Genomic DNA, 17822 nt, shown 5'->3' with positions numbered 1-17822 from the left:
GTCGCCGGGCGGCCTGTCCGCCCGGCGGCCACGAGGCTCGGGCCTGCCCCAGGGGCAAGGTCAACCGGCGAGGTGCTCCTCCACGGCCGCGACGACCTCGGCCGACTCCGGCTCGGTCCGCGGCGAGAAGCGGGCCGCCACCTTGCCGTCCCGTCCGATCAGGAACTTCTCGAAGTTCCAGCGGATGTCGCCGCTGTGCCCCTCGGCGTCGGCGAAGCCGGTCAGGCGGTCGTACAGCGGGTGCCGGTCCGCCCCGTTGACGTCCACCTTCTCGGTCATCGGGAACGTCACCCCGTAGGTCGCCGAGCAGAACTCGGCGATCTCGTCGGCGCTGCCGGGCTCCTGGCCCATGAACTGGTTGCACGGCACGCCGAGCACGGTGAAGCCCCGCTCCGCGTACCGCTCGTGCAGCCGCTCCAGACCGGCGTACTGCGGGGTCAGCCCGCACTTGGAGGCCACGTTGACCACCAGCACCACCTGGCCGGCGTACTGGGAGAGGCCGGCGGCCCCGCCCTGGAGGGCACCGATTTCGACGTCGAGGGGGAGGCTGTCGTTGCTGTTCTCTGCGGTCGTCATGCCCGGATGCTAGCCCCGCCCCCGGTCCCGCCGCCCGCGTCAGCCCTGCCGCCGCATCCCCCTGACGAGCAGGGCGACCAGCCGGCGCGCGTCGTAGGCCGGGTCGTTCTCGGCGCCGATGCAGAGGTTGCCGACACCGCGCATGAGCTCCAGGGCCCCGAGACCGGGGCGCACCTCGCCGGAGGCGACGGCGGCGTCGAGGAGCTCGGCGCACACCGGCACGAGCCGGTCGAGGAAGTAGGCGTGCAGCGTCTCGAGACCGGCCTCGTCGGACCGCAGCGCGGCGGCCAGCCCGTGCTTGGTGACCAGGAAGTCGACGAAGAGGTCGATCCACCGCCCCAGGGCGGCGTGGGGGCTGGTGGCGCTCGCCAGCAGCGCCGGGCCCGCCTCCGCCAGGGCCTCGACCTGGTGCCGGTAGACGGCGACGACGAGATCCGCCCGCGTCGGGAAGTGGCGGTAGATGGTGCCCGTCCCCACGCCGGCCGCGGCGGCGATGTCGCGCACCGGCGCCTCCACGCCAGACGCGACGAAGACGGCGGCGGCCGCGTCCAGCAGCGCCTGCTGATTGCGCCGGGCGTCCTTGCGCTTCGGCCCGGCGGCGCTTCCCGTGCTCTGACCGCTGTCGTTCACGCGACGCGTCCTCTCCTGCCCTTGCGAAACGGAACAGTGCTCCGTATTGTTTTCGGAACGACGTTCCGTTTCCTGCATCATGGCAGACCGCGGAGCCGTCGACCAGGCCACCCGTCTGTCGTGGCCCCTCGTTCCCCCCTCTGCCGGGCCCGGCGCACCCCCGGGTCCCGCCCCGCGCACACCGTACGGAAGGCATCGCCATGTCCGCACCGAACCCCGCGACCGCGCACGAGAGCGCGAGCGCGGCCACCGTGGTCTCCGCCAAGCCCGTGATCCTGCCCGCCCCCGGCCGCGGCGAGGACCTCCAGGTCCGGGTCTCCGCACCCGCGACCGGCGACGGCCTGCCCGTCGTCGTCTTCTCGCACGGCTTCGGCTCGTCCATGGACGGCTACGCCCCGCTCGCCGACCACTGGGCCGCCCGGGGCTTCGTCGTCCTGCAGCCGACCCACCTGGACTCCAGGACGCTCGGCATCCCCGCCGAGGACCCCCGCACCCCGCGGATGTGGCGCTTCCGCGTCGAGGACCTCAAGCGGGTCCTGGACGGACTCGACGTCCTCGCGGCCGCCGTACCGGGACTCGGCGGCCGTCCCGACCGCGACCGCGTCGCCGTGGCCGGACACTCGTGGGGAGCCCAGACGGCGAGCACGCTGCTGGGCGCCCGCGTCCTCGACGCCGACGGGGTCCCCGGCGAGGACCTGTCCGACCCGCGGGTCGCGGCGGGCGTCCTGCTCGCCCTGCCCGGCCTCGGCGACGACCTGACCCCGTTCGCCGCCGAGCACCTGCCCTTCATGCGGCCGTCCTTCGACCGCATGACGACCCCGGCCCTGGTCGTCGCCGGCGACCACGACCAGTCCGCCCTGTCCACCCGCGGACCGGACTGGTTCACCGACCCGTACACCTACAGCCCCGGCGGCAAGAGCCTGCTCACCCTCTACGGTGCCGAGCACTCCCTCGGCGGCATACCGGGCCACGAGGTCGCCGAGACCACGGACGAGAACCCGGCCCGGGTGGCCCTCCTCCAGCGCCTCACCACGGCCTACCTGCGCAGCGCCCTCGACCCGGCGGACAACGCCTGGAAGGAGGCGACCGCCGCACTGGCGCAGGACACCGCCCCGCTGGGCAGGGTGGAGAGCAAGTAGCGAGGCACCGCCCCTGCCCGGGCGCGACCCACCCGGGCAGGATGTCGCCATGCACCAGGGCGACATGAACGCCGCACGGCTCGACGCGATACGCCGCTACGTCACGCCCGGCCGGCGCTATCTCAAGCTCGGCGGCAGCCTGTTCGGCATGGGCGAACGCGAACGCGCCCGGTTCGCCCGGCAACTGGGCGAGGCCGCCGACGAGATCGGCGATCAGGAACTGGACCTCCTTTTCGACGGGGGATGGCGCGAGCGCAAGACGGCGGCGTGGCTCGTCGCCGTGGCCGGCCGGACGGGGTTCCGCGAGCGCCTGGGCGTCCTCCTCCTGGCCAGCGAGGGCCCCTACGCGGGGCAGGCGTACTGCGTCGCACTCGCCGCCTTCGGCACTCCCGCTGACGCGGACCTGCTGGTCGCCTACCTCGACCGCTACCTGCGGCGCCCCGACCTCCACTACGACCAGACGGCCGCCCTGGGCGCGCTCATGCTGCTCGACGCAGGCCTCGGCGCCGACCGCGCGGCTCCGTTCCTCGCCCCGGGCGGCCTCTGGCACCGGTGGCTCGCCGGGCCGCCCGGCAAGGACCCCGGCACCCCCGACGACTTCCGCGACTTCATCGGCCGGCTCCGCGCGTTCGCCGCCGAGAGTGCCGCGCACCGCGGTAGGTGACGGTCAGTGGGCGTGGCCCCGGAGCCAGTGGGGCCGGTGCCCGGCCGGACGGCGGGTTTCCGTCGTCGCGCCCGCGCCGCCGGGAGCCGTCCGCCCGACCGGCTGGTCGGCCGATTCGTCGTACTCCGGGGCGGACCGGGCCGCCGACACCCGGTCCATGCGGCGCCGCTGGCTGCGCCGGCGCGCCATCACCGTGCCGGCCAGCAGCATCCACATGCCCAGGCCGAAGATCAGCGTCAGGGCGACGCCGCCGAGGAACGCCCCGAGGGTGTTGATCGTGAACGGCTGGCTCCCCAGGAGGGTCACCGTGTAGTCCGGGCCGCCGGACAGGTTGTACGCGATCAGCAGCCCCGCGAAGGCGGCGGCGCACGCCATGAGCAGAAGACCCAGCAGCACCATGGTTCTCACCTCGTCGTGTGGTGGGTTCGCTCTGAACGGGTTTCCAGGAGGCGAGGGGAGTAAAACGCCCCCGGCCGACCGGACCGAACCGGACCGAACCGGACCGAACCGGACCGAACCGGACCGGACTCGGGCGAAGGTGCCGGGGCGCGGAGCGGTGGCATTCGACGCCACCCATGGCGCCAGTTGGTGCCATCCGGTGCCGCCAGAAGGGCTCCGATCGGAGGGAGTCCTGGCCGCTAGGACTAGTTCTCGCGTTGTTTCCGCAGGTCACAGCGAGTGGAGCCGTCGCGGGTCATACGCGATGCCATTGATGCTTGCGTGTGGCGCCATGATGGTGCCATGATGGCGTCATGGACCTCACCCCGTATGTCGACACCATCCGCCGCGAACTCGTGGTGGCTGCCGAGGCCGGCGGCGACGAAGCCCGCGAGCTGGCCGAGCGGCTGACGGCTCCCCTGGAGTCGGCGACCCGGCTGACCATGCTCAACGTGCTCTCCGCCGCGATGGACGAGATCACCCGTGAACTCGCCCCCGGCTCGGTCGACGTGCGGCTGCGCGGGCTGGACCCCGACTTCGTCGTGACACCCCCGCCCACCGACGGCGCCGCCACCGCCGAGCCGGCCGGGGCCGCCGGACCGCTCCCCACCCCGGCCCCGGCCGACGGTGACGAGGGAGGGACCGCCCGCGTCAACCTGCGCCTGCCCGCCCACCTGAAGGCGCGCGCCGAGGAGGTCGCGAACCGCGAGGGCCTGTCGGTCAACGCGTGGCTCGTGCGGGCCGTGTCGGCCGCGGTCGACGGCGGCGGCACACCGCGCACGACGGAGCGGGCCCGCAGCACCGGACAGAGCTTCACGGGCTGGGTGCGCTAGCCGCGCCGGCCCCGCACGAGAAGCACCGAAGCAGAAGCACCCGAAGAAGAAGCACCCGAGAAGAAGCACAGCACCCACAGCACGTCCCACCAGCGGGGACACCCCCAGGACTCACGAGGACGGTACAGCCATGCCTTCTTTCGACACTCCCGAACCGATCACGGTGACCGCCCACGTGGGCGCCGGATCCGTCCGGTTCACCGCGAGCGAGCGCCCCGACACCCTCGTCGAGGTCCGGCCCGGCGACCCGAAGCGCGACAAGGACGTACGGGCCGCCGAGCAGACCGAGGTCTCCTTCGCGGGCGGCGTCCTGACGATCAGCACGAAGGAGCGGCGGTTCATCGGGCCGACCGGCGCCGTCGACGTGACGGTGGAGCTGCCCACGGGCTCGCGCGTCGACACGACCGGCTCCTGGACCCAGGTGCTCGGCGAGGGCCGGCTTGGCGAGGTCCGGGTCAAGACCTCGGGCGGTGACGTCCGCCTGGACACGACCGGCCCGCTCCAGCTGACCGCCTCCCACGGCTCCGTCACCGTGGACCGGGTCGAGGGCGGGGCCGAGATCACCACCAGCTCCGGCAGCGTGCGCGTCGGCCTCCTCGAAGGCTCCGCCGTGCTGAAGAACTCGCACGGCTCCACGACCGTCGGCGCCGCGCTCGGCGACCTGCGGGTCAGCCACGCCAACGGCGACATCGGCATCACCCGAGCCGAGGGCTCGCTCACCGCCACCACCGCCCACGGCACGCTGCGGGTGGGCGAGGTGGCCCGCGGCGAGGTGCAGTTGGAGACCTCCTACGGTGCCATCGAGATCGGCATCCGGGAGGGCACGGCCGCCTGGCTCGACGCGTACTCCGGTGCCGGGCAGGTGCGCAACACGCTCACCGCGTCCGACGCCCCCGGGCAGGCCGAGGACACCGTCAAGGTCCGCGCCCGCACCCGGTACGGCAACATCGACGTCCGCCGCGCCAAGGGCTGAGCACCTCCCGACGGCACCGCCCGACCACGCCGTCACGTTCCACCCCGTCACCCACACCGGTCATCCGACCCCTCGAACGGGAGGGCTCCATGCCTTCATCTGTCATGCCCACGCCCAGGCAGGGCGACCCGGCGCAGGCCGCCGTCACCGCCGCCGGCCTGCGCAAGGCCTACGGCGACAAGACGGTCCTCGACGGCATCGATCTGCACATCCCCACCGGGTCCGTCTTCGCGCTGCTCGGTCCCAACGGCGCCGGCAAGACCACCGCCGTGAAGATCCTCTCCACGCTCGTCTCCGCAGACGGCGGCCGGGCCCGGGTCGCGGGCCACGACATCGCCACGTCACCGGACGGCGTGCGGGCGGCGATCGGCGTCACCGGGCAGTTCTCCGCCGTCGACGGCCTGATCACCGGCGAGGAGAACATGCTCCTGATGGCGGACCTGCACCACCTCTCCCGTGCCGAGGGCCGGCGGGTGACCGCCGAGCTGCTCGAGCGCTTCGACCTGGCCGACGCGGCGAAGAAGCCCGCCTCCGCCTACTCGGGTGGCATGAAGCGCCGCCTGGACATCGCGATGACCCTGGTGGGCAGCCCGCGGATCATCTTCCTCGACGAGCCGACCACCGGCCTCGACCCGCGCTCGCGGCACACCATGTGGGGCATCATCCGCGAACTCGTCACGGGCGGGGTGACCGTCTTCCTCACCACCCAGTACCTCGAGGAGGCCGACGAACTCGCCGACCGCATCGCCGTGCTGAACGGCGGGAGGATCGTCGCCGAGGGGAGCGCCGAGGAGCTGAAGCGGCTCGTCCCCGGCGGGCACGTGCGCCTGCGCTTCTCCGACCCGGCCGCACACCGGTCCGCCGCCACCGCGCTGCGGGAGGTCACCCGGGACGACGAGGCGCTCACGCTGCAGATCCCCTCGGGCGGCAGCCAGCGCGAACTGCGCTCCGTCCTCGACCGGCTGGACGCCGCCGGCATCGAGGCGGACGAGCTGACCGTGCACACCCCCGACCTCGACGACGTGTTCTTCGCCCTGACCGGCGGCACCGACCAGCCCAAGGAGACCGCCCGATGAGCACCCCCGTGGCGCCCGCCCGTCCGACCCGCCTCTCCCTCGCCGTGCGCGACTCCGCCACGATGCTGCGCCGCAACCTCCTGCACGCCCGGCGCTACCCGTCCCTGACGCTGAACCTGCTGCTCACGCCGGTCATGCTCCTGCTGCTCTTCGTCTACGTCTTCGGCGACGTGATGAGCGCCGGCATCGGGGACGGCGGAGCCGACCGCTCCGAGTACATCGCCTACCTGGTGCCGGGCCTGCTGCTGATGACCATCGGCAGCACCACGATCGGCACCGCGGTGTCCGTCTCCATGGACATGACCGAGGGCATCATCGCCCGCTTCCGCACCATGGCCATCCACCGCGGCTCCGTCCTCATCGGGCACGTCGTCGGCAGCGTGGTGCAGTCGGTCGTGAGCGTGCTCCTCGTCGGCGCCGTCGGCGTGGCCATCGGCTTCCGGTCCACGGACGCCACGGCCTTGGAGTGGCTGGCGGCCTTCGGGCTGCTGGTGCTCTTCACCCTGGCGCTCACCTGGATCGCGGTCGGCATGGGGCTGGTCAGCCCGAACGCCGAGGCGGCCAGCAACAACGCGATGCCGCTGATCTTCCTCCCGCTCATCTCCAGCGCCTTCGTGCCGGTGGACGCGATGCCGGGCTGGTTCCAGCCGGTCGCCGAGTACCAGCCGTTCACCCCGGCCATCGAGACCCTGCGCGGCCTGCTCCTCGGCACCGGGATCGGCCACAACGGCTGGCTCGCGCTCGCCTGGTGCCTGGGCCTCACCGCGCTCGGCTACTTCTGGTCGAAGAGGGTCTTCCAGCGCGACCCGAAGTGAACCGGGGCCGACGGTCCCGCACGCGGCGCACGCCGACACCCCGTCGGCGTGCGCCGCCGTCCGTGCGCCGTCAGGGAAGCGTCAAAGGTGGGCGGACCGCCGTAAGGAGGTCATCAACGGCGGTCGCATCCGGTCCCGGAGGCGTTCTCCTCTCCTTGTCAGACGCTCGTCCGCACCTCACAAGGAGCTCGCGATGGCCGACGTGGCCTTCGTCCTCACCACGATCGCGGTGTTCGCGCTCGTGGCTCTCGTCGCCAAGGGGGTGACGAAGCCGTGACCGCCGAGCACATCGTCGGCCTGGTCGTGGCCGTCGCCCTGCTGGGGTACCTCGTCCTCGCCCTGATCCACCCGGAGAGGTTCTGAGCGGCACATGAGCCCCGTCCTCGCCGGCGTTCTCCAGCTCCTCGCGCTCGTGGCCGCGCTGGCGCTCGCCCACTTCCCCCTCGGCACCCACATGGCCAGGGTCTACTCCTCCTCCCGGCACCTGCGGGTCGAGAAGTGGATCTACCGGGGCATCGGCGCCGACCCGGACACGGAGATGCGCTGGCCCGCCTACCTGCGCGGCGTGCTCGCCTTCTCCCTCGCCGGCGTCCTCTTCCTCTACCTGCTCCAGCGGCTCCAGGGCGTGCTGCCCGGCTCACTGGGCTTCGCCTCCATCGACCCGGACCAGGCGTTCAACACCGCCGTGTCCTTCGTGACCAACACCAACTGGCAGTCGTACTACGGCGAGCAGGCCATGGGCCACGTCGTGCAGACCGCCGGGCTGGCCGTGCAGAACTTCGTCTCCGCCGCGGTCGGCATCGCCGTCGCCGTCGCCCTGGTGCGCGGCTTCGCCCGGTCCCGCACCGGCGAACTGGGCAACTTCTGGGCCGACCTGGTCCGCGGCGTCGTCCGTGTCCTGGTGCCGATCGCCGCCGTCGCCGCGGTCGTCCTGGTGGCCTGCGGGGTGATCCAGAACTTCTCCGGCATCCACGAGGTCGGCCAGTTCCCCGGCGGCTCGCAGCAGTGGAACGGCGGTGCGGTCGCCTCCCAGGAGGCCATCAAGGAGCTGGGCACCAACGGCGGCGGCTACTTCAACGCCAACAGCGCCCACCCGTTCGAGAACCCCACCCCGTTCACCAACCTCTTCGAGATCTTCCTGATCCTGCTGATCCCGGTCGCGCTGACCCGGACCTTCGGCCTCATGGTCGGCTCCGTCCGCCAGGGCCGCGCGGTCCTCGCGACCATGGCCGCCATCTGGGTCGGCTTCACCGCCCTGATGATGTGGACCGAGTTCGCCCACCACGGCCCGGCCCCGGACCTCGCGGGCGCGTCGATGGAGGGCAAGGAGGTCCGGTTCGGCATCGGCGCCTCGTCGATCTTCGCGGTGTCGACCACCCTGACCTCCACCGGCGCGGTGGACTCCTTCCACTCCTCCTACACCGGCCTCGGCGGCGGCATCACCCTGCTCGGCATGATGCTGGGCGAGATCGCCCCCGGCGGGGTCGGCTCCGGCCTCTACGGCATGCTGGTCATGGCGGTCGTCGCGGTCTTCGTCGCCGGCCTGATGGTCGGCCGCACCCCCGAGTACCTGGGCCGGAAGATCGGCACCCGCCAGATCAAGTTCGCCGCCTGCTACATCCTCGTCACCCCGGCCCTGGCGCTGGTCCTCACCGCCGCGGCGACGGCCCTGCCCACACCGGGCCACTCGGTGACCAACAGCGGAGCGCACGGCTTCTCCGAGATCCTCTACGCCTACACCTCCGCCTCGAACAACAACGGCTCGGCCTTCGCCGGCCTGAACGCCGACACCCAGTGGTTCAACACCACCCTGGGCCTCGCCATGCTGCTCGGCCGCTTCCTGCCGATGGTGTTCGTCCTGGCGCTCGCCGGCTCCCTGGCCGAGCAGCAGCCGGTCCCGGCCACCGCGGGCACCCTGCGTACCGAGAAACCGCTGTTCAGCGGCCTGCTGGTGGGCGCCATTCTCATCATCACCGGTCTGACCTACTTCCCGGCGCTCGCCCTGGGCCCGCTCGCCGAGGGGCTGACGTCATGACCGCCCCCACGCGGAAACACGAGGATCCGATGCCCACAGCCACCCAGCCCCGGGCGCCGCACCACGGCACCCCCGCAGGGCACCCGCCCGGGCCGGGCCGTGCCGGCGCGGGGCTCTTCGCGCCGAGGCAGCTCGCCGCCGCCCTGCCGGACGCCCTGCGCAAGCTCGACCCGCGGCTGATGGTGAAGTCGCCCGTCATGTTCGTCGTCCTCGTCGGATCCGTCCTGACCACGGCCTTCTCCGTCCTGCACCCCGGCGACCGGTTCGGCTGGATCATCAGCGCCTGGCTCTGGCTGACGGTGGTCTTCGCCAACCTCGCGGAGGCGGTCGCCGAGGGCCGCGGCAAGGCCCAGGCCGACACCCTGCGCAGGGCAAGGACCGGCACGGTCGCCCACCGGGCCGACGGGACCGTGGTGCCCGGCACCGAGCTGAAGGTCGGCGACCTGGTCGTCTGCGAGGCCGGGGACGTCATCCCCGGGGACGGCGACGTCGCCGAGGGGGTCGCCTCGGTCGACGAGTCGGCCGTCACCGGCGAGTCGGCGCCCGTCATCCGCGAGTCCGGCGGCGACCGGTCCGCCGTCACCGGCGGCACCAGGGTCCTCTCCGACCGCATCGTCGTCAGGATCACGACGAAGCCGGGGGAGACCTTCATCGACCGGATGATCCACCTGGTCGAGGGCGCGGCCCGGCAGAAGACCCCGAACGAGACCGCGCTGAACATCCTGCTGGCGTCGCTGACCGTCGCCTTCCTGCTGGCCTGCGCCACCCTGCCGTCCTTCGCCCGTCACGCGGGCACCGACCTCACGCTGGTCGTGCTGGTGGCACTGCTGGTCTGCCTGATCCCGACCACGATCGGCGCCCTGCTCTCCGCGATCGGCATCGCGGGCATGGACCGGCTGGTCCAGCGCAACGTGCTGGCCATGTCGGGCCGCGCCGTCGAGGCCGCCGGCGACGTCTCCACGCTGCTGCTCGACAAGACCGGCACGATCACGCTCGGCAACCGTCAGGCGGCCGCGTTCCTGCCGGTCGGCGGCACCACCGAGGCCGAGGTGGCCGACGCCGCCCAGCTCTCCTCGCTGGCCGACGAGACACCCGAGGGCCGCTCCGTCGTCGTCCTGGCCAAGGAGCGGTACGGCCTGCGCGAGCGCCGTCAGGGCGAGCTCGCGGACGCCGAGTGGATCGCCTTCACCGCGCAGACCCGCATGTCCGGCGTGGACGTCGACGGCCGCAAGGTGCGCAAGGGCGCTACGGGCTCGGTGATCGCCTGGGTCGAGCAGCGGGGCGGGACCGTGGCCGACGACGCGGAGGCGACCGCCGGCCGGATCTCCCAGGCGGGCGGCACACCGCTCCTCGTCGCCGTCGAGGACGAGCGCGGCGCCCGGGTGCTGGGCGTCGTCCACCTCAAGGACGTCGTCAAGGACGGCATGCCCGAGCGGTTCGCGGAGCTGCGCCGCATGGGCATCAGGACCGTCATGATCACGGGCGACAACCCCCTGACCGCGAAGGCGATCGCCGACGAGGCGGGCGTCGACGACTTCCTCGCGGAGGCCACCCCCGAGGACAAGATGGCCCTGATCAAACGGGAGCAGGCGGGCGGCAGGCTGGTCGCGATGACCGGCGACGGCACCAACGACGCCCCCGCGCTCGCGCAGGCCGACGTCGGGGTGGCGATGAACACCGGCACCTCGGCCGCCAAGGAGGCCGGCAACATGGTCGACCTCGACTCCGACCCGACCAAGCTCATCGAGATCGTCGGGATCGGCAAGCAGCTCCTCATCACCCGGGGCGCGCTCACCACGTTCTCCATCGCCAACGACGTCGCCAAGTACTTCGCGATCATCCCGGCGCTGTTCGCCACGGTTCACCCGGGCCTGGAACGGCTCGACATCATGCGCCTGTCCTCACCGGACTCCGCGATCCTTTCGGCCGTCGTCTTCAACGCGCTGATCATCGTCGCGCTGGTCCCGCTCGCCCTCAAAGGCGTGCGGTACCGGCCGATGAGCGCGGACCGGATGCTCCGGCGCAACCTGGCCGTCTACGGCCTGGGCGGCCTGATCGTCCCGTTCATCGGCATCAAACTCGTCGACCTGCTCGTCTCGCTCATCCCCGGGATCGGTTGAAGGACATGAACACCTCCCTGACCAGCACCGCCAGGCTCCTCGGGGCGGCCCTGCGCGCCCTCCTCGTCCTGACCGCGGTCACCGGCATCGCCTACCCGCTGGCCATCACCGGCATCGCGCAGGGCCTCTTCCCCGGCAGGGCGAACGGCTCCGAGATCTCGGCGGACGGCAGGGTCGTCGGCTCGTCCCTGATCGGGCAGTCGTACCACCTGCCGCCGAACGGGGCCCCGGACCTCACATGGTTCCAGGGCCGCCCGGCCAACGGCCTCGGCACCAACGACGTCAACACCCGCTACGACCTGATCCTGTCCGGAGCCACCAACCGCTCCGCCGACAGCCCGGAGCTCGTCCGGTGGGTGAGGGACGCCAGGGCCGCGGTCGTCCGGGACAACTCGGTGCCGGGCCACCGGATCGACCCCGCGGACGTGCCCGCCGACGCGGTCACCTCCTCCGGCTCCGGCCTGGACCCGGACATCTCCCCGGAGTACGCGAACCTCCAGGTCCGCCGGGTCGCCGCACGCAACGGCCTGCCCGTGGAAGAGGTCCGGAAACTGGTCGCCGAGCACACCGAGGACCGCACCCTCGGCTTCATCGGCGAACCCCGGGTGAACGTGCTCCAGCTCAATCTCGCGCTGAAGGGAATGGCGGGCGGGAGCCGATAACCCGACGCGGCCTCATGCCGGAGCGGGCCTCCCCGAAAGGGAGGCCCGCTCCGGCACGGGTCGGGAAAACGTCGTCAGTGCTTGAACGCGTCCTTGGTCTTCTCCTTGGCCTCACGGGCGTCGCCGGTGCTCTTCTTCGCCTGCCCCTCGGCGGCCATACGCTCATTCCCGACGGCGCTTCCGAGGGCCTCCTTGGCCTTGCCCTCAGCCTGCTCGGTCTTCGCCTTGGCCTTTTCGCCCGCAGTCATGGAAAACGCCTCCTCGTAGTTGCTTTCCCGCTGTCGCGGTAATCCGCTCGTGCCCCGCCTTTCCCTGCGTAAACAAGGCACCGGCCGGTGTATGAGAGGCGAAACGCAGGGCACAAGGGCGGTCAGGAGGTTGATGACTATGGTTCCCCTGCTTCTTGTACTGCTTCTCGCCCTGATTCTTTTCGGTGCCGGCTTCGCCCTCAAGGTCCTCTGGTGGGTCGCCCTCGTCGTCCTGGTGGTGTGGCTGCTCGGCTTCCTCATGCGTTCCACGAACGCGGGCGGCGGACGCGGGCGCTGGTACCGATGGTGACCTGACCCGCAGACACCACCCAGCGCACAGGGGCCCGGCCCACCCGGCCGGGCCCCTGCGCGTGTCCGCACCGGAAGAACGGGTACGCGGGTTGCTGCGGTCGAGGTCGGAAGGGGTACGCGCAGAAGAAACCGCGCGACCTCTCGCCGCACCGCCCCCGGCTCGAAGCCCCGAGGAGACCGCGCAGGCGATCGCCGTGTTCGCAAGGAGACCGCGATGATGTGCCGGACCGACGGCGGCCAGGACTCCGCCCCGGATCCCGGGGAGCCCCCGGACGACGACCGGGCCCCGTCCGCCCCGCTGGAGGACAGCACCGAGGACCTGTACGAGAACGCCCCGTGCGGATACCTCTCCACCCTGCTGGACGGGCAGATCGTCAAGGTCAACGGCACCCTGCTGAACTGGCTGGGCCGCGAGCGCGAGGAACTGGTGGGCCGCAGGACGTTCTCCGACCTCCTCACCGTCGGAGGGCGGCTGTACCACGAGACGCACTTCGCGCCGCTGCTGCGCATGCAGGGCGCGATCAGCGGCATAGCGCTGGAGCTGAAGGCGGCCGACGGCAGCCGGCTGCCGGTCCTGGTGGCCTCCACCGTCAAGGCCGGCACCGGCGGACAGCCGCCGCTGATCCGCACCACCGTCTTCGAGGCCCGCGACCGCCGCGCCTACGAGCACGAGCTGCTGCGCACCCGCCGGGCGGCCGAGCGCGAACACGAACGCCTCCAGCAGCTCGCCACCACCCTGCAGAGAACGCTGCTGCCACCGGCACTGGAGAACGTGCCCGGCCTGGACGTGGCGGCGTACTACCACGTCGCGTCCGTCGACGAGGTCGGCGGCGACTTCTACGACCTGTTCCCCCTCGGCGCCGGGACCTGGGGACTCTTCCTCGGGGACGTGTGCGGCAAGGGCGTCGAGGCGGCGGCCGTCACCTCCCTGGCCCGCTACACCCTGCGCGCCGCCGCCGTCTACGACCGCGACCCGGCCGCGGTCCTCGGCAACCTCAACACCGTCCTCAACCACGAGTACAACGGCACCGACCCCCGGTTCTGCACCGTCATCTTCGGCCTGCTCACCCCCGACGACGACCGGGGGAGCTTCCGCATCACCCTGGCCAGCGGCGGCCACCCCCCGGCCATGCTGCTCCGCGCGGACGGCACCGCCGACTACCTGCCGACCCCGGGCGGTCAGCTCATCGGCGTCCTGCCCGAGGCCCACATCGCCACCACCACGTTCCGCCTCGAACCCGGCGACACGCTGCTCCTGCACACCGACGGCCTCACCGAGGCCCACACCACCATCCACGGCCACCGCTACGGCGACGAAGCGCTCCTCGACTTCGGCCGCGCCCTGGCCCCCACCACCGCCCAGGACGGCATCGCCGCCATCCGCGACCTCCTCGCCGTCCTCGGCAGCGGGGTGGACGACGACACCGCCGTCATGGCCGTCCACGTGCCCCGCACCGACCGTGAAGAGCAACCGTGAGCCAGACGATCACCCGCACGCGCAGCACCCCCTCCGGCCCCGTCATCGAGGTGACCGGAGACCTCGACCACCACAGCGCGCCCGAGGTCCGCCGCCTGCTGCCCGGGCTGGTCATCGGCCGGGGCCGGCAACTCGTCGTCGACCTCGGCGGTCTCACCTTCTGCGACTCCAGCGGCATCACCGTCCTGCTCGCCGCCCGCAACCACGCCCTCGCCTCGGGCGGCACCATCGTCCTGGCCGCCGTCCCCGCCATGACCAGCAGAATCCTGAGCATCGCCGGCCTGGACGCCGTCCTCCCGGCCTACCGCACCGCCGAGGCGGCCGAAGCGGCCTGGAGCCGCCCGACGGACTGACGGCGCGTACCGGCCCGTGACGGCCACGGCGGGTCGGACCGCCTTCGAGCCGGGGCGGAGCTCAGGCCGCCTGCCACGGGGCGGCGGCCACCACTGGCCTCCGGGTGCGCCGTCCGGCGACGAACCCGCCGACACCGAGCAGAACCGCGGCGATTCCGACGCCTCCGACGACCGAAGGCACCGTCAGCGCGGCGGAATTCCCGATCACCCGCCCCCGCACTCCGGCCGCCGCGAAGCTGCCCGACTGCTCGTCCAGGTGGTAACGCGAGTCGTTGGAATTGGCCCGGTGATCGCCGAGCAGGAACAACCGCCCTTCCGGGACCGTCACGTCGTACGGCTCGACAGCCGGGTCGTCGTAGGAATCCGTCACGTAGGGCTCGTCGAGCGGCTTTCCGTTCACGGAAACCCGATTCCCCTCGCCCGCCACGTGATCACCGCCCGTTCCTATCACCCGCCGCAGGACCGGTGCCGTCATATAACGCTCGGGCGGATCGACGAGTACGACATCACCGCGGCGTATCCCGGCCGGGCCGATCCGCTCGACCAACAGCCGGTCACCCTGGCTGAAGGTGGGCCTCATGGACTCCCCCATGACCGTGACCATGCGGTAGTTCACGAGGGTGTACCCGACGGCCCCGACCAGGAGAGCCACCCCGACCGGCGTCAGCACCCAGGCCGCACCTCTCCACACACCACTCGTCCGTCGCTGTCGCATGACCACCCGCCCCTTGTGAACCGCCCGCCGGCTGTACGGGCCGGCAGAGGCTACGCGACAACGACACACGACCGCACGCGGCCGGGTGACGATCGGGATGCCGAGCCACGGAACCGCCTCGATCGGCGCAGTCATCCTTCTCCCGAGATGCCCCCGTCTCCCCACGGGTAGGTGTCGGGCTCCACCACTGGATCGACTGAGAGGCTGACTGTGCAGTACACCTACGGCGGCACCCCGGCGGACGTCCTCACCGACTCCACCGGCAACGTGATCCCCGACCACCCCGTCCTGGTGCGCGTCGCCGGGACCGGGCAGCAGGTCACCGCCCTGTACGAGAGCGACGGCACCACCCCGATCGCCGAGCTGCGCTCCGACCCTGCGACCAGCGACCGGCCCGGCGCGATACGGGCGTTCCGCGTCGCCGACGTCGCCGAGATCGAGTACGAGTACACGGGGGAGTCCGGCCGGCCGGTCCGCCGGTCCCGGACCGGCCGGGAGGTCCCCGCCGAGGCACTGGCGACCGCCGGCGCCGCGCTCCCGGAGCCGGCCACCGCCGCGGCCGCGGGGGACGCGCTGCCGCTCGGGACGAACGGGCAGGCCGTGCCGGAGCGCCTCGCCTCCGCCGCCGCCGTCTCCCCGTGGTCCGCGCTGGAGGCCGCCCCCGCGCCCCGCTGGGTCGCCCACCGCGGCGGGTCGCTGCTGGCCCCGGAGAACACCATCGAGGCGATGCGCAGCGCGGTCGCGCTGAACGCCGACGCGATCGAGATCGACGTCTACAAGGTCGCCGACGGCGGCCTGTTCGTCATGCACGACACCACCGTGGACCGCACCTCGAACCTCTCCGGAGCGACGTCGCAGCTCACCACGCCGGGTGCCCTGCGGGGCCGGATAGACGCCGGGGCGTGGTTCGCGAACAGCTGGCCCAACGACCTGCGCGTCCCGCTGTTCGCGGACGTCCTCGCCGAGATCGGCAACACGGTCCCGATCATCGTGCACTGCAACAACGCCGGGTCCGGGCAGGCCGCGGTGGACGAGATCCGCCGCCAGGAGCTGGACGACTCCGTGCTCGTCATGGCCTGGACCGAGGCCGAGCTGACGGCGGCGCGGGCCGCCGGCATCCCCACGCTGCTGCTCGACGAGGACGGCATCCTGCCCTCGCAGACCCACGCGCAGCTCCTCGCCTCCGGCACCGGCTACCTGGGCGTCGACTACCGCAAGACGTCCAACGCCACGATCCAGGCCGCGGCCGCCGCCGGACTGCGCGTATGCGTCTACACCGTCAACCGGCGCACGGACTACGCCAAGCTCCCCAAGGACGACAGCGTGTGGGCGGTCATCTCCGACGACCCCTGGTACGTGCGCGGCACGGCCCCGATGCGTAGCTCCAGCCTCTTCGGCGCCCAGACGTTCTTCCACGGCATGGTCGGCATCGCCGACGCCGGCGACTACCGCGGGTTCTTCCAGCAGACCGGCGGCACGTCCTACTTCGGCCTGGACGCCTCCGGCACGGCGATGGCCTCCAACGGCGGCTACGCGTCGGTGCTCCAGGGCTACGCCGGGCCGCTCCCGGAGACGTGCACCATCGACTTCGACTACGTCCTGGACGTCGCCGACTACGCCACCGCCAGCCTCCACTTCACGCTGACCGTGGACGACGCGCAGTACGACGAGGACGCCACCGGCACCAGCGCCCGCGCCAACGGCTACAACGTCCTGGTCCGGTCGAACGGCACCATCGACCTCTACAGGAACACCGGCGGCACCGCGACCCGCATCGGCACCCTGACCACCGCGGCGATCACGGCCGGGACCGCGCAGCACCTGCGGATCCGGCTGACGTCCACGCAGATCACCGTGACCCGCACGAACATCGCGGCGCCGAACGCGCTCACCGTCACGGACTCCACGTACCGGACCGGCCTCTACCCGCACCTCGGCGTCCGCGACACCAAGACCCGCTGGGCCAACCTGGCGATCACCCCCTGACCCGAGCCCTCCAGCCCCCGGCCCACAGGCCGGGGGCTCCCTCATGTGCGGAGGCCATGGGGCCCACACCGGCCACGTCCCGGGGCGCCGGGGAAGCTCGGTCCGTGCCATCCTCACGGCATGAGCCGCAGTGATGATCCCCGGTGGCGACGTCTGACGATCGAGGCGCTGACCGTGCTGGCTGCCGACGCTTCGGATCAGTTGGCCTGGGTGGGTGACGACGAGGTGCTGACGGACGACATCGCGTTCGACTTCGACTTCGCGACGAGAGCAGCCGAGGGCCTGGTGGCGGAAGGCGACGTGGACCCGGGGATCCTGCCCGATCTCCAAGCCATCGATCTCGTCCTCGGCGGGATGAACGCCCGGGACAGCGCCGTGCCCTGGGCCGACGCGCTGGTCACCGATCCCGGCTGGGACAGCATCCGAAGCCTGGCACGCCAGGTCCTGAGGGTGATGTCGGACGACGAGCCCAAGCCGCTGGCGAAGATCCGGCGGCTGCGTTGACCTGTCCAGCCGGTGTGCGACGAGGGCGGCAACTCCGTGCCTCGATGATCTGGCTCGAGGCCCTTCCGCGAGCAGCCGACTGATCACTGCATCGCACAGGCCCTAATCGGGGATGCCCGGCATGCCCCAGTGGGCGGCTCTGTCGCCGACCTCTGCTCCCGGGCATGCGTGGCGCCACGCCGTGAGGGCGGGAGGGCAGCCCGGGCGTCCGAAAAGGAACCGCCTGAAGGAGGGGTCGACTTTCCGCCCTGCAGCTGATTGATCAC

At 72.1% G+C, this 17822-nt stretch carries 20 protein-coding genes; 15 read left to right on the top strand and 5 right to left on the bottom strand.

The window, feature by feature from the left end:
• Nucleotides 1-60: 60 nt before the first annotated feature.
• Nucleotides 61-576: a glutathione peroxidase gene (locus tag ACFWJB_RS11235; RefSeq protein WP_385465400.1), complete on the bottom strand. Its 516-nt coding sequence runs from the start codon at nucleotides 574-576 to the stop codon at nucleotides 61-63.
• 39 nt (nucleotides 577-615) lie between these two features.
• Entirely contained in the window at nucleotides 616-1206 is a 591-nt protein-coding gene (locus ACFWJB_RS11230) for a TetR/AcrR family transcriptional regulator (RefSeq protein ID WP_386921748.1), read from the bottom strand.
• Nucleotides 1207-1406: 200 nt separating this feature from the next.
• Between ACFWJB_RS11230 and ACFWJB_RS11225 the strand changes: the two genes are divergently transcribed.
• Complete coding sequence (locus tag ACFWJB_RS11225; RefSeq protein WP_386921746.1) at nucleotides 1407-2345, top strand: alpha/beta hydrolase family protein; 939 nt, start codon at nucleotides 1407-1409, stop codon at nucleotides 2343-2345.
• A gap of 49 nt (nucleotides 2346-2394) precedes the next feature.
• A complete protein-coding gene (locus ACFWJB_RS11220; protein WP_386921744.1) occupies nucleotides 2395-3009 on the top strand; it encodes a DUF6000 family protein in 615 nt (204 codons plus the stop codon).
• 3 nt (nucleotides 3010-3012) lie between these two features.
• On the opposite strand, the gene ACFWJB_RS11215 is transcribed toward ACFWJB_RS11220, so the two are convergent.
• Complete coding sequence (locus tag ACFWJB_RS11215; protein WP_386921742.1) at nucleotides 3013-3408, bottom strand: hypothetical protein; 396 nt, start codon at nucleotides 3406-3408, stop codon at nucleotides 3013-3015.
• A 353-nt stretch (nucleotides 3409-3761) separates the two neighbouring features.
• Here ACFWJB_RS11215 and ACFWJB_RS11210 point away from each other — a divergent pair, with 353 nt between their 5' ends.
• The 8 genes from ACFWJB_RS11210 to ACFWJB_RS11175 all read left to right on the top strand — a co-directional run bounded on the left by ACFWJB_RS11210 (nucleotide 3762) and on the right by ACFWJB_RS11175 (nucleotide 11961).
• Nucleotides 3762-4280 (top strand): hypothetical protein, encoded by a 519-nt coding sequence (locus ACFWJB_RS11210; protein WP_385465415.1) that lies wholly within the window; start codon nucleotides 3762-3764, stop codon nucleotides 4278-4280.
• A gap of 130 nt (nucleotides 4281-4410) precedes the next feature.
• On the top strand, nucleotides 4411-5253 hold the full coding sequence (locus ACFWJB_RS11205) for a DUF4097 domain-containing protein (protein WP_385465418.1): 843 nt from the start codon (nucleotides 4411-4413) through the stop codon (nucleotides 5251-5253).
• Between the two features lie 89 nt (nucleotides 5254-5342).
• Nucleotides 5343-6329, top strand: coding sequence for an ATP-binding cassette domain-containing protein (locus ACFWJB_RS11200; RefSeq protein ID WP_385465421.1), 987 nt, complete (start codon nucleotides 5343-5345; stop codon nucleotides 6327-6329).
• Nucleotides 6326-7144 carry an ABC transporter permease gene (locus tag ACFWJB_RS11195; RefSeq protein ID WP_386921739.1) on the top strand — a complete coding sequence of 273 codons (819 nt, stop codon included), beginning with the start codon at nucleotides 6326-6328 and terminating at the stop codon, nucleotides 7142-7144. Before ACFWJB_RS11200 ends, ACFWJB_RS11195 begins: the two co-directional genes overlap by 4 nt.
• A 273-nt stretch (nucleotides 7145-7417) precedes the next feature.
• Nucleotides 7418-7507 (top strand): K(+)-transporting ATPase subunit F, encoded by a 90-nt coding sequence (gene kdpF, locus ACFWJB_RS11190; RefSeq protein WP_356204126.1) that lies wholly within the window; start codon nucleotides 7418-7420, stop codon nucleotides 7505-7507.
• A gap of 7 nt (nucleotides 7508-7514) precedes the next feature.
• Nucleotides 7515-9179 carry a potassium-transporting ATPase subunit KdpA gene (gene kdpA / locus ACFWJB_RS11185; protein WP_386921736.1) on the top strand — a complete coding sequence of 555 codons (1665 nt, stop codon included), beginning with the start codon at nucleotides 7515-7517 and terminating at the stop codon, nucleotides 9177-9179.
• On the top strand, nucleotides 9176-11299 hold the full coding sequence (gene kdpB, locus ACFWJB_RS11180; protein ID WP_386921734.1) for a potassium-transporting ATPase subunit KdpB: 2124 nt from the start codon (nucleotides 9176-9178) through the stop codon (nucleotides 11297-11299). The genes kdpA and kdpB overlap by 4 nt, the downstream gene beginning before the upstream one ends.
• Before the next feature lie 5 nt (nucleotides 11300-11304).
• Nucleotides 11305-11961, top strand: a complete 657-nt coding sequence (locus tag ACFWJB_RS11175) for a potassium-transporting ATPase subunit C (RefSeq protein WP_386921732.1) — start codon at nucleotides 11305-11307, stop codon at nucleotides 11959-11961.
• 74 nt (nucleotides 11962-12035) lie between these two features.
• Here ACFWJB_RS11175 and ACFWJB_RS11170 read toward each other — a convergent pair whose 3' ends face one another.
• Entirely contained in the window at nucleotides 12036-12209 is a 174-nt protein-coding gene (locus tag ACFWJB_RS11170) for a CsbD family protein (protein ID WP_386921730.1), read from the bottom strand.
• 139 nt (nucleotides 12210-12348) lie between these two features.
• Between ACFWJB_RS11170 and ACFWJB_RS11165 the strand changes: the two genes are divergently transcribed.
• The 3 genes from ACFWJB_RS11165 to ACFWJB_RS11155 all read left to right on the top strand — a co-directional run bounded on the left by ACFWJB_RS11165 (nucleotide 12349) and on the right by ACFWJB_RS11155 (nucleotide 14351).
• On the top strand, nucleotides 12349-12519 hold the full coding sequence (locus tag ACFWJB_RS11165; protein WP_385462612.1) for a hydrophobic protein: 171 nt from the start codon (nucleotides 12349-12351) through the stop codon (nucleotides 12517-12519).
• Between the two features lie 219 nt (nucleotides 12520-12738).
• Nucleotides 12739-13998, top strand: a complete 1260-nt coding sequence (locus ACFWJB_RS11160) for a PP2C family protein-serine/threonine phosphatase (protein ID WP_385462609.1) — start codon at nucleotides 12739-12741, stop codon at nucleotides 13996-13998.
• Nucleotides 13995-14351, top strand: a complete 357-nt coding sequence (locus ACFWJB_RS11155; protein WP_385462544.1) for an STAS domain-containing protein — start codon at nucleotides 13995-13997, stop codon at nucleotides 14349-14351. Before ACFWJB_RS11160 ends, ACFWJB_RS11155 begins: the two co-directional genes overlap by 4 nt.
• A gap of 61 nt (nucleotides 14352-14412) precedes the next feature.
• Here the strand turns inward: ACFWJB_RS11155 and lepB are convergent, their stop codons facing one another.
• Nucleotides 14413-15066, bottom strand: a complete 654-nt coding sequence (gene lepB, locus ACFWJB_RS11150; protein ID WP_386921914.1) for a signal peptidase I — start codon at nucleotides 15064-15066, stop codon at nucleotides 14413-14415.
• A 210-nt stretch (nucleotides 15067-15276) separates the two neighbouring features.
• Here lepB and ACFWJB_RS11145 point away from each other — a divergent pair, with 210 nt between their 5' ends.
• The gene (locus tag ACFWJB_RS11145) at nucleotides 15277-17052 is read left to right on the top strand and encodes a glycerophosphodiester phosphodiesterase (RefSeq protein ID WP_386921728.1); all 1776 of its coding nucleotides are present in this window, start codon (nucleotides 15277-15279) and stop codon (nucleotides 17050-17052) included.
• A 120-nt stretch (nucleotides 17053-17172) separates the two neighbouring features.
• Complete coding sequence (locus ACFWJB_RS11140; RefSeq protein ID WP_386921726.1) at nucleotides 17173-17556, top strand: hypothetical protein; 384 nt, start codon at nucleotides 17173-17175, stop codon at nucleotides 17554-17556.
• Nucleotides 17557-17822: the final 266 nt, after the last annotated feature.

Source organism: Streptomyces sp. NPDC127100 (assembly GCF_042724095.1).
Classification (GTDB): Bacteria; Actinomycetota; Actinomycetes; order Streptomycetales; family Streptomycetaceae; genus Streptomyces.
This window is presented reverse-complemented; position numbering and strand designations above follow the sequence as displayed.

Bases quoted from the DNA above. Each gene is read 5' to 3' on its own strand.
- ACFWJB_RS11200 (WP_385465421.1), top strand. From the start codon at position 5,343: ATGCCTTCATCTGTCATGCCCACGCCCAGGCAGGGCGACCCGGCGCAG.
- ACFWJB_RS11210 (WP_385465415.1), top strand. From the start codon at position 3,762: ATGGACCTCACCCCGTATGTCGACACCATCCGCCGCGAACTCGTGGTG.
- kdpB (WP_386921734.1), top strand. From the start codon at position 9,176: ATGACCGCCCCCACGCGGAAACACGAGGATCCGATGCCCACAGCCACC.
- ACFWJB_RS11140 (WP_386921726.1), top strand. From the start codon at position 17,173: ATGAGCCGCAGTGATGATCCCCGGTGGCGACGTCTGACGATCGAGGCG.
- ACFWJB_RS11205 (WP_385465418.1), top strand. From the start codon at position 4,411: ATGCCTTCTTTCGACACTCCCGAACCGATCACGGTGACCGCCCACGTG.
- lepB (WP_386921914.1), bottom strand. From the start codon at position 15,066: ATGCGACAGCGACGGACGAGTGGTGTGTGGAGAGGTGCGGCCTGGGTG.
- ACFWJB_RS11225 (WP_386921746.1), top strand. From the start codon at position 1,407: ATGTCCGCACCGAACCCCGCGACCGCGCACGAGAGCGCGAGCGCGGCC.
- ACFWJB_RS11160 (WP_385462609.1), top strand. From the start codon at position 12,739: ATGTGCCGGACCGACGGCGGCCAGGACTCCGCCCCGGATCCCGGGGAG.
- ACFWJB_RS11220 (WP_386921744.1), top strand. From the start codon at position 2,395: ATGCACCAGGGCGACATGAACGCCGCACGGCTCGACGCGATACGCCGC.
- kdpA (WP_386921736.1), top strand. From the start codon at position 7,515: ATGAGCCCCGTCCTCGCCGGCGTTCTCCAGCTCCTCGCGCTCGTGGCC.
- ACFWJB_RS11215 (WP_386921742.1), bottom strand. From the start codon at position 3,408: ATGGTGCTGCTGGGTCTTCTGCTCATGGCGTGCGCCGCCGCCTTCGCG.
- ACFWJB_RS11235 (WP_385465400.1), bottom strand. From the start codon at position 576: ATGACGACCGCAGAGAACAGCAACGACAGCCTCCCCCTCGACGTCGAA.
- ACFWJB_RS11195 (WP_386921739.1), top strand. From the start codon at position 6,326: ATGAGCACCCCCGTGGCGCCCGCCCGTCCGACCCGCCTCTCCCTCGCC.
- ACFWJB_RS11165 (WP_385462612.1), top strand. From the start codon at position 12,349: ATGGTTCCCCTGCTTCTTGTACTGCTTCTCGCCCTGATTCTTTTCGGT.
- ACFWJB_RS11170 (WP_386921730.1), bottom strand. From the start codon at position 12,209: ATGACTGCGGGCGAAAAGGCCAAGGCGAAGACCGAGCAGGCTGAGGGC.
- ACFWJB_RS11175 (WP_386921732.1), top strand. From the start codon at position 11,305: ATGAACACCTCCCTGACCAGCACCGCCAGGCTCCTCGGGGCGGCCCTG.